6 protein-coding genes and 1 pseudogene are annotated in these 8,795 nt (G+C 32.4%); 5 read left to right on the top strand and 2 right to left on the bottom strand.

The features are described from left to right. The 3 genes and pseudogenes from HKP48_RS03340 to HKP48_RS03330 all read left to right on the top strand — a co-directional run. Positions 1-121 (top strand): annotated as a pseudogene (locus tag HKP48_RS03340) (IS1595 family transposase); the annotation flags it as partial. 78 nt (positions 122-199) lie between these two features. Further along, the gene (locus HKP48_RS03335; RefSeq protein ID WP_296342814.1) at positions 200-781 is read left to right on the top strand and encodes an NUDIX domain-containing protein; all 582 of its coding nucleotides are present in this window, start codon (positions 200-202) and stop codon (positions 779-781) included. Between the two features lie 64 nt (positions 782-845). Next, positions 846-1,235: a hypothetical protein gene (locus HKP48_RS03330; protein ID WP_296342811.1), complete on the top strand. Its 390-nt coding sequence runs from the start codon at positions 846-848 to the stop codon at positions 1,233-1,235. Here the strand turns inward: HKP48_RS03330 and HKP48_RS03325 are convergent. Continuing rightward, positions 1,232-2,968 carry a M14 family metallopeptidase gene (locus HKP48_RS03325; protein WP_296342809.1) on the bottom strand — a complete coding sequence of 579 codons (1,737 nt, stop codon included), beginning with the start codon at positions 2,966-2,968 and terminating at the stop codon, positions 1,232-1,234. The genes HKP48_RS03330 and HKP48_RS03325 overlap by 4 nt on opposite strands. A gap of 112 nt (positions 2,969-3,080) precedes the next feature. Here HKP48_RS03325 and ctlX point away from each other — a divergent pair, with 112 nt between their 5' ends. Beyond that, the gene (gene ctlX, locus HKP48_RS03320; RefSeq protein WP_296342806.1) at positions 3,081-4,013 is read left to right on the top strand and encodes a citrulline utilization hydrolase CtlX; all 933 of its coding nucleotides are present in this window, start codon (positions 3,081-3,083) and stop codon (positions 4,011-4,013) included. Positions 4,014-4,022: 9 nt separating this feature from the next. Here the strand turns inward: ctlX and HKP48_RS03315 are convergent, their stop codons facing one another. Next, on the bottom strand, positions 4,023-6,074 hold the full coding sequence (locus HKP48_RS03315) for a tetratricopeptide repeat-containing sensor histidine kinase (RefSeq protein ID WP_296342803.1): 2,052 nt from the start codon (positions 6,072-6,074) through the stop codon (positions 4,023-4,025). Between the two features lie 430 nt (positions 6,075-6,504). On the opposite strand from HKP48_RS03315, the gene argS reads away from it, so the two are divergent. After that, positions 6,505-8,277, top strand: coding sequence for an arginine--tRNA ligase (gene argS, locus HKP48_RS03310; RefSeq protein ID WP_296342801.1), 1,773 nt, complete (start codon positions 6,505-6,507; stop codon positions 8,275-8,277). The last annotated feature ends 518 nt before the right edge of the window (positions 8,278-8,795 follow it).

The raw sequence follows: 8,795 nt of genomic DNA, 5'->3' as shown, positions 1-8,795 counted from the left end.
GTTTTGTTTTAGAATTAATCGTTCTCAATTTAAGACGAGTATCTTTCATAAAACAATTACAAGAATGGTAGAAAGTAAACCAATATATCAAAATCAATTAAAACAGAAACTAAACGTGTAACTCAATTAAATTATTTTAATTCAGATGCTGTATCAAAAAAATAATACATTTACAATATAAAATACAAGCTAGCCTTCGATGCAAACAATTTATGTAGGTGACAAGCCCATATACTTAACTACTCAAGTTGATAAAGAAACAGATTTTAAAGTCTTTTTACTTAAGTCTGTAGACTTAGGAAAAGTGATAAGATTACTAAACCGTACAGATTTAAAGGCGGTATACTTGGTGGATAAAAACGAAAAAAAACTACTAAAAAAATTCCTTAAAAAGTTACCGAATGTCATCGCTGGAGGCGGAAAAGTCTATAATGAAGACGGTAAAATATTATTCATCTATAGAAATAATAAATGGGATTTACCAAAAGGAAAAGTTGAAGGTAAAGAGTCTATTGAGGAAACATCCATGCGAGAGGTAGAAGAAGAAACAGGCGTTGATGGCTTAAAAATTACTAAGCCATTACCTGTAACCTACCATATTTTTAAACGTCGTGGACGTTATCGCATAAAGATTACCTATTGGTTTGAAATGAAGACCAAATATGATGCTAAATTGTTACCACAGGAAAAAGAAGGTATTACAAAAGTAAAATGGTTAGGTAAAAAGAAGGTTAAAAAAGCACTAGAAAACAGCTATGCTAATATTAAGCTTTTGGTGTAACTTTAAAGTTATACACGCAACCTTTTTACGTTTTTTGTATCTACAAATTAGAATAAGCCCAAAAATGAAAAATAAAATAATTTTAATTCTTATTACTATATTTCTTTTTTCATGCGATAAAGATGAATCTGAAGCAGAGTTGTTAGGTAGTTGGAGAATGGTTGCTAGATTATCTGACCCAGGTGACGGAAGTGGTGTCTTTACAGCAGTAGCAAGTGACCAAATTATTACCTTTAATAATGATGGAACCATAATATCTAATGGTTCACTTTGCGATATTTTTGAGAATACATTAGAAAGTACATCAGGTACTTATTCTGCTGAAGATATGTTCTTCATAACAGAAGATTGTGGTCTTCAAGATTTTGAGTATCAGTTTGAAATTGATGGTCAATTTCTAACCTACTTTGTAATATGTATTGAAGCTTGTGGAGTAAGGTATCAAAAGATTTAATGCAATCTGTAAATCGGATATTGCATATGTGCTTTCTCGTAATTATTAGATTGTTTGTGCAACCAATCTAACTGTGCATACCAATTGTTTGCAAAATCTTTATCGTAGCTTTTTTTGACATTGAATTTTATTTGAAGTTCAGGATTAGCCCGTAAAAGTAATTGTGCTTTGTCTTCCCAAACGTAAGGAGAAAAACCCTCTTTTTGTTGTAAAATGGTATCGAAAAAATTCCAATTAAAAAAAGAATCTGGCGCTTTTGGTTCTAAAGTTTCGAGTAGGTATCGCATCCCTTTTTGATTTAGATTTACGAGATAATCTCCAGCTTTAAATTCTAAACTTTTATTTGAAGATTTCACCTGAGTATTGTAATGTAAATAGTGTCCTTCGTAGGGTGATTGGCGTGTTTTATAATTTTCAATTTTGTAAGATTCAACATTTAATATGGAGTCTTTTTTAAGTTCAATTATTTCAATATCGTTTAGTTTTAAGCGTTTAATAACATGATACATACCTTTAGGTATAATGTACGCTTTTGGTATGACTATAGAGTCCGAAGCTTTAAAATAATTCTGGTATTTTACATCTTTTATAAATGGTTTTGAGTTATCATATTTTAAACGTTTGGCACCAGTGAGTTGGCTTTCTATTCTGTTACCTTCAAATCCTTTAAATTTTAAAGTCGAAGATTTTGAAGTATCAATTTGCCATGTAAGAGGATAAAAATCTTCAACTGCCCAAGTCTGTTTTTGCTCTTTTCTTAAAGCTGAAATTTTTTCACCATCAGCTTCAGTTATTTCAATCATACTTTTCATGAGTTCGTAAGTTCCTTCGACACGTTGTTTGTAGGGTTTTAGCATATGGGTTTCAACCATCATTCCCAAGGTATTGAATAGCGCTGTATATCCTGTTGAATACCTTGGTGAATCTTTAAATTGGGAAAAGCCAGACTCTGGAGTACGGTTAAAAACATTGACATAAGGCGTGATATCCCATTGTTTAGCTTCTAGCTTTTCTTCCAATATCGGTATCATCTTGGTGTGTAAATAGCTACCCAATACGCCGCCTAATTTGTTATGCTGTGTAAACAAATGGGTTAAGGTGTATTGATAGTCGGCACCATTACTTACGTGATTGTCAATGAATACATCGGGCTGTACTATATGAAATATTTTAGCAAAACTTTTTGAATTTTTGGTATCCATTTTTATAAAGTCACGATTTAAATCATAGTTGCGTGCATTACCCCTAAAACCATAGGATTTAGGTCCATTTTGATTAGTTCGTGTTTCCGCATTTCTGTTGAGGCTTCCGCCAACATTATAAATTGGGATTGTGACCAATACGGTATTTTTGGGTGCTTCAATTTTTCCTTGAACAATGTCTCTAAAGAGCATCATTGTGGCGTCGATGCCGTCAGACTCTCCTGGATGAATCCCATTATTAATAAGGAGAATTCTATTGTTCTTTCTCAACTCTTCAAAATCAAACACATTAAAATTTGGACTTAATGTAACGATATGAAGTGGCTCACCAGAATCTGTTTCGCCAATAGCTTCAATTGAAACTTCAGCATAGTTATTGGCTAATTCAGTATAATGATCAATAGTTTCCTTGTAAGTCGCAGTTTCTAAACCTTCACTTTTTTCAAAAACAGTGGTAAAATCAAAATCTGAGTTAGTTCGTTTTTCAGCACAAGAGACTATGATAAGAAAGAGAAATAGAAGTTTTTTCATGATGTAAATTATTGACAGTCAAACATAGTGATTTTAAGCTAAAAAAACTTTTTTCAGACGAATATACAGCCAATAAAAATGACTAATTTTACACTAATTTATATTTAGATACATGCATCAAACCACAGATACTATTTTAATGATTCGTCCTGTAAGTTTTAGGACGAACGAGCAAACTGCAGTTAACAATTACTTTCAGGAAGATTTAGATTTAAAGAATGCTGAAATTAACGCAAAAGCTCAGCAGGAATTTGATGCTTTTGTAAAAAAGTTAAGAACTGTTGGTGTCAATGTTATCGTAGAGAATGATGATAAGCTCATGGATACACCAGATTCAGTTTTCCCGAACAACTGGGTAAGTTTTCATGCTAATGGAGATATTGCTATTTATCCAATGTTTGCTGTAAACCGTCGTAAAGAAAGACGTGAAGAAGTTTTTATGCGGCTTGAATCTGAAGGCTTTAAGATTGAAAATATAGTCGATTACACATCTGCCGAAGACGAAGGCGTATTTTTAGAAGGTACTGGAAGTCTACTTCTAGACCGAGTTAACCAGAAAGCTTATTGCGCTCTGTCACCTCGAGCAGATGAAGATTTGTTTATAGAGTTTTGTGAAGATTTTGAATATACACCAGTTATTTTTACGGCCAAACAAACTGTTGATGGAGAGCGACTTGATATTTATCATACCAATGTCATGATGTGTTTAGCAGAGAATTTTGCGGTAATTTGCTTAGATAGTATTGATGATAAAAAAGAACGCAAAAATGTTGTAAAGCATTTGAAACAAGATGGTAAAGAAATCATTTCAATAACTGAAGCACAAATGCATCAATTTGCAGGAAACATGCTACAGTTGAGAGGAAATAATAACCAGCGTTATTTAGTCATGAGCAAAGCTGCTCATGAGAGTTTATCACAGACTCAAATAAAGGCAATTGAAAAGTACTGTCCAATTTTGTCTAGCTCTCTACATACTATTGAAACCTGCGGAGGCGGAAGTGCACGTTGTATGATGGCTGAGGTGTTTTTGCCAAAAAAATAACATAAAATATTATTCAGAAAGTGGCGCTTTTGGTAGTTCGATAAAGAACTTACTGCCTATGTTTGTTGTACTTTCTACCCAAACACGACCATTGTTTAGTTCTACTAAATCTTTACAAATAGTTAAGCCTAGTCCAGTACCTTTTTCGTTTTCGGTACCTATGGTAGTAAAGTTCTTTTTTGCGTTAAATAGTTTTTTCTGGTTTTCTTCAGAAATACCAATACCAGTATCTTCTACACAAATTAAGACTTTGCCATTATAATCTTGATTGGATACCGTTATAACGTCACCTTTTCCTGTAAATTTAACGGCGTTTGTAATTAAGTTTTGTATAACAATTTCAAGCATACTCCTATCTGCATAAACAAATTCACGACGCGATTCGTCTATGAGAATGATGCCTTTGTCATTCACTTTCTTTTCTATAAGAGATATCTTAATTTGAAATATTTCTTGAATATTAAAGAGCTCAGGTTTTGGTTGTAAATTCTGCATTTGAGATTTAGACCAATTTAAAAGATTAAATAATAATGAAGATGCGTTATTTGCATTTTCACTCAATTCTGGTATAAGGTTATTAAATTCTTCTTTTGTTATATCATCATCTTTAAGTAAGTCTAAAAATGCTTTTATAGATGATATAGAATCTTTTAAATCGTGAGAAACAATTGAGAACAACTTATCTTTTACCTGATTAACTTCTTCTAGTTGATCATTTTTTAGCGCTAGGGTATTATTTTCTTCAGTTAATGCTTTTGCAATTTTGGTGTCTTTAGAGTTCTTTAAGTAGATAAATATCAGTAAAGCAGTAATAAAAACAAGACCTGCAATCAATCCATAAATTAAAAGTGTTTTTTCTTTGTTATCGCTTTCTGGTTTTACGACCTCTTCTACTGCGATAGTTTCTTTTTTAGGTTCAATCAGCGGTAATTCTTCTACTTTAGAAACGTCGGTTATCGTATCTTGAAAGTTTTGAGCCTGTGCTTCAAGTCTCTCTCTGTCTAACTTTTCTTTTAAAGCATAGTATTGATTTTGCCAGTTAAAAGCGTCTTCAAAAAAGCTCCTTTTTTTATCTAAATCCCTGTTCAGTTTTAGATTGTATAAAAGCTCTTCGTCGTTATCTAGTTCTTTACATAACTTGTTTGCTTTATATAGCTGATTTTCTGCAAGCTTTAATCTGTTGTTTCGAGTATTTAAATCACCAAAGGCATTCAAAGATTTTAAAATTCCTAATTCATCTTTTTGTCTACGACTGTAAGCTAGCCCTTCTCTTAAGTGATCTGATGCTTTTTCAAGGTCATTAATTTTTAAATAAGATTTACCAAGACTTGTCATTATTTCACCTCGAAGGTTTTTATCTTTTTCAGAATCTAAAAGCGTAAGCATGCGTTCGTAGTTATCTATAGAGAAACGGTAATCATTTTTTTGTGCATACAGTTCGCCAAGATTTTTTAGAATATATTTCATACCTTCCAAATCATCTAATTCCTCTCTTATGCTTAGTGCTTTTTTATTGTATTGTAGTGCTTTTTCAAGATTATTGGTATTAAAATAGGCCTTTGCAAGGTTATTATAGGCATTACTTAAATCTTCTTTTAAGTCCTTTTCTTCAAATATTGAAATTGCAGAAAGCGAATTCTGGAGCCCTTTTTTATAATTTCCACGTTCAATTTCTATAACACCAAGTCTGTCGTTTACTTTAGCAATACCCAAAGTATCATTTATAGCGGAGTAATATTCTCGAGCATTTTTAAAATAATTAGCAGCATTGATACGGTCGTTTTGGTTGTTAAGAATAAGTGCTCGGATGTAATTGTTTTCTGCTAACCCCTTTTTGTAACCTAATGATTTAGAGAATTCAGTGTTTTGGTCAATGTATAGAAGAGCTTTATTGTAGTCCTTTATCGAGTAAAGTTCTTTGATGAGTAGTAATGAGGTTTCGATTTTGGTCGAATCTTGATTTTGATAGGCTAAACGTAAAGTAAGGCTATCTATCTTTGCATTTTGGGCAAAGCTGAATAACGCACAGAGGCAGATGGCATATATCATTAATTGCTTCATAAAGCTCGAAACTCTAGGGCACAGTTTTAATTATGGTTTGGCCAACTTTCTCAGAGGGATGGAAAGACATGTCTTAACAATATTCTATAAATAAGTTTAGACTAAAATTAATAGCAGCTCAAAAATGATTAAATGCAATTGGAAATACTAATTTTTGGGATTTAAGACCAAAAAATCAGACAAAGTGATATCTGAAATTTTCAAAAAAATTGACGAATCGATTAAAAGCAAAGATCTTAGCAGAACTAAACTTTCATCGACGAAATGCACAATGTGTTAAACATCTTTATTTACAGCTTATTAAGGTGTATCTGCAATATTTGTTTTAAGATTTATTTTTAGTATTAAGAGTCTTCCTTCTTTGATGATTTTATAAATTAATAAAAGGTCTATATTTGCAGGCGTTGAAAGAAGGAAAAAAGAACTTTTTATGAATCTTCAAAATACCCTAGAACTCAAAGTAAAATCGGCTGTAAAAACTCTGTTTGATGCCGATTTACCATCTGTAGAATTTCAAGCTACCAGAAAAGAATTCGCTGGCGATATTACTGTTGTCGTTTTCCCGATGTTACGAGTAGTAAAAGGAAATCCTGTACTTATTGGAGAGCAAATTGGGCAGTATTTGGTAGATAATTTGTCTTTGGTAAAAGGGTTTAATGTCGTCAAAGGCTTTTTAAATGTGGAGATTGATGACAGTTATTACTTAATTTTTTTTAAAACAATACAGAGCAATCTTACTTTCGGTTTTTCAGAATCTAATGATGATAAAGCAGTAATGGTGGAGTATTCTTCGCCTAACACTAACAAACCTTTGCATTTAGGGCACGTGCGTAATGTACTTTTAGGCTATTCTGTATCTGAAATTTTAAAAGCATCAGGAAAAACCGTTTACAAAACACAGATTATAAACGATAGAGGTATACATATTTGTAAAAGTATGTTGGCGTGGCAGCGTTTTGGAAATGGTGAAACTCCAGAATCTACAGGATTAAAGGGAGATAAGTTAGTTGGAAATTACTATGTGGAGTTTGACAAAGCTTACAAAGAAGAAATAAAAAGTTTGATTGCTCAGGGTCAGTCTGAAGATGAAGCTAAAAAGAAAGCACCAATTCTATTAGATGCTCAAAATATGCTTCGCAAATGGGAGGCTGGTGATGAAGAAGTCGTTGCGCTTTGGAAAAAAATGAATAGTTGGGTTTATGATGGTTTTGAAGTCACATATAAAAATATTGGTGTAGATTTTGATAAATATTATTATGAGAGTGAGACCTATCTCTTAGGAAAAGAGTTTATCGCTGAAGGCTTAAAAACCGGAGTGTTTTTTAAAAAAGAAGACGGTTCTATTTGGTGTGATTTAACCGAAGATGGACTTGATGAAAAAATAGTGTTGCGTAGTGATGGTACAGCCCTTTATATGACGCAAGATATTGGAACGGCTATACAACGTATTAAAGATTATCCAGATGTTAGTGGTATGGTCTATACGGTAGGTAATGAGCAAGATTACCACTTTAAGGTACTGTTTTTAATCCTTAAAAAGTTGGGCTTCGATTGGGCTAAAAATCTATACCACTTAAGTTACGGAATGGTAGACTTGCCAAGTGGAAAAATGAAGAGTAGAGAAGGTACTGTTGTAGATGCGGATGATTTAATTGATGAAATGGTAGCTACTGCTGAAGAGATTTCAAAAGAGTTGGGAAAACTTGAAGGTTATGACGAAGACGAAAAAAAGGATCTCTATAAAACCATAGGTTTAGGGGCTTTAAAATATTATATCTTAAAGGTCGATCCTAAAAAGAGAATCTTATTTGACCCAAAAGAGTCGATAGATTTTCAAGGAAATACAGGGCCTTTTATTCAATATACCTATGCAAGGATTCAGTCTATCATAAGAAAGTCAACCTCTAGTGATTTTGATGTATCTAATATAGTTCTTCACAAAAAAGAAAAACAACTTGTAAAACAATTAGAGCAATTTCCTTTAGTTATTCAAAATGCTGCGGAACAATACAGTCCGGCTTTAATTGCTAATTATACTTACGATTTAGTGAAGGATTTTAATTCATTTTATCAAAATGTATCTATTCTTGGTGCTGATTCAGATAACGAAAAAGGGTTTAGAGTTGCACTTTCTAATAAAGTAGGACAAACTATTAAAAATGCATTTAGCGTATTGGGTATTGGTGTGCCTGAGCGTATGTAATTTTTAGAATTCACCTTTAAATTCTAAAGCTTGCTTTATATGTGCAAAATGATGGTTACTATCCCATGCATAAGGGCCAATGTTTTTTCTATGGTGAAGCTTAGTCCGTGTTCTGGATGAATGAATTTTCGTTTTAATTCCTTATCAGATAAATTACTAAGTAAAATACCAAGTTTAGTATGTACCCTTTTAAGTTTTGCAATGCAGAATCTATCTCTTACTCATAGCCTAAGAGAATCATTGGGTCTATATGGTAAATTAAGTTTGTCTTCGGTAAGATTTTTCGTGACTTTTTCTACAGCCTTTGTAAAATTCTCAATATCCGTAATCCATTTTTAATATCATTTTTGGTTATTGTTTTAGGAACTGAAAATTCTCCAATAGGGTATTTTAGATAATAATGCGAATCAAGGGTTGGTAAATAGATAAAAAAACAAGCTTAATTCATTGAAAAACAACGTCTTAAACTTGTTTAAGTTATTGATTTTCAGTATCTTAATAGTCGATTTCAACAAGAT

It is taken from the genome of Winogradskyella sp., from assembly GCF_013042245.1.
Classification (GTDB): Bacteria; Bacteroidota; Bacteroidia; order Flavobacteriales; family Flavobacteriaceae; genus Winogradskyella.
Note: the sequence above shows the minus strand (reverse complement) of the source record. Positions and strands in the feature narration are given on the sequence as shown.